At 64.5% G+C, this 1412-nt stretch carries 2 protein-coding genes and 1 pseudogene; all 3 read left to right on the top strand.

The annotated features are described in order from the left end of the window. A pseudogene (locus tag AC0L3P_RS39725) lies at window positions 1-208 on the top strand (IS66-like element accessory protein TnpA); the annotation flags it as partial. Then, complete coding sequence (gene tnpB / locus AC0L3P_RS39720) at window positions 205-552, top strand: IS66 family insertion sequence element accessory protein TnpB (protein WP_473309429.1); 348 nt, start codon at window positions 205-207, stop codon at window positions 550-552. The pseudogene AC0L3P_RS39725 and the gene tnpB, both read left to right, overlap by 4 nt. A 45-nt stretch (window positions 553-597) precedes the next feature. After that, window positions 598-1412: IS66 family transposase (locus AC0L3P_RS39715; protein WP_473309428.1), on the top strand; the 815-nt coding region annotated here is incomplete at its 3' end.

The raw sequence follows: 1412 nt of genomic DNA, 5'->3' as shown, positions 1-1412 counted from the left end.
TATAGCGCCGTTCGTGCCGGTCGAGATTGGGTCGTCTGTGCCGCCGCGGGCGGTGGCCGAAGCGCCATTGACGACGATGGCGACGCGTCGACGGAAGAGCCATGGCATCATCGAGATCGACCTTGGTAGCGGGCACCGCATCCGGGTCGATGGCGACGTTGATGGAGACGCCCTGCGTCGGGTTCTCGAGGCTCTGGTGCGCCGATGATCCCGGTTCCGACGGGCGCGCGCGTATGGCTTGCGACAGGCTACACGGACATGCGGCGAGGCTTTCCGACGCTGGCACTCCAGGTGCAGGAGGTGCTGCGCAAGGACCCGCTCAGCGGTCATCTGTTTGTCTTCCGCGGTCGCCGAAGCGATCTTGTGAAGGTGATCTGGCACGATGGCCAGGGAGCATGCCTGTTCACCAAAAGACTGGACAGAGGGCGGTTCATCTGGCCTTCGGTTGCGGGCGAAGCAGTGACGATCTCTCCGGCGCAGATGAGCTACCTGTTGTCCGGAATCGATTGGCGCAACCCGCAAGAAGCCCAGCGTCCGACGCGGATCGGATAGCCGTTTTGGGTTTGAATCTGCTGCTTGATCTGATTCAATGGCTTCATGATATCGAAGCCGGACGATCTTCCATCGGACCTTGTGAGTGCCCTGGCGGCGCTGCAGGCCGAGCGTGAGGCGCGGCTGCTCGCCGAGGCGGTGGCTGCCAGTGCGCGGGCGGAGCTGTCGGACAACGCGGCGCTGATCGCGCATCTCGAGCTGCGGATCGAGAAGCTCAAGCGCGAACTGTACGGGCAGCGCTCCGAGCGCACGGCGCGTCTGATCGAACAATTGGAATTGGAACTCGAAGAACTCGCCACCACGGCGAGCGAGGATGAGCTTGCGGCTCAGGCCGCGGCGGCGAAGACCCAGGGCGTGCGCGCCTTCACGCGCAAGCGGCCGGTACGCAAGCCCTGGCCGGACGACATCGAACATGAGCGCATCGTTATCGAGGCTCCGACGAGCTGCGCCTGCTCCGGCGGATCGCGGCTGGCGAAGATCGGCGAGGATGTGACCAAGACGCTGGAGGAGATCCCGCGCCGCTTCAAGGTCATCGAGACAGTGCGCGAGAAGTTCACCTGCCGCGATTGCGAGAAGATCAGCCAGCCGCCGGCGCCGTTCCACGCGACGCCGCGCGGCTTCATCGGCCCACAATTGCTGGCGACGATTCTGTTCGACAAGTTCGGCATGCACATCCCGCTCAATCGGCAGAGTGCGCGCTTTAAGGCCGAGGGGATCGACCTGCCATTGTCGACGCTGGCCGACCAGGTCGGCCACGGGACCTTCGCCGTGATGCCGCTCTTCCACTTGATCGAGCGCCATGTGCTTGCTGCCGAGCGCCTGCATGGCGACGACACCACCATCCGCATCCTGGCGAAGGG

This window comes from Bradyrhizobium sp. WSM4874, assembly GCF_055811835.1.
This window is presented reverse-complemented; position numbering and strand designations above follow the sequence as displayed.

Excerpts from the sequence above, each read along its gene's own strand:
- tnpB (WP_473309429.1), top strand. The coding sequence starts at position 205 with ATGATCCCGGTTCCGACGGGCGCGCGCGTATGGCTTGCGACAGGCTAC.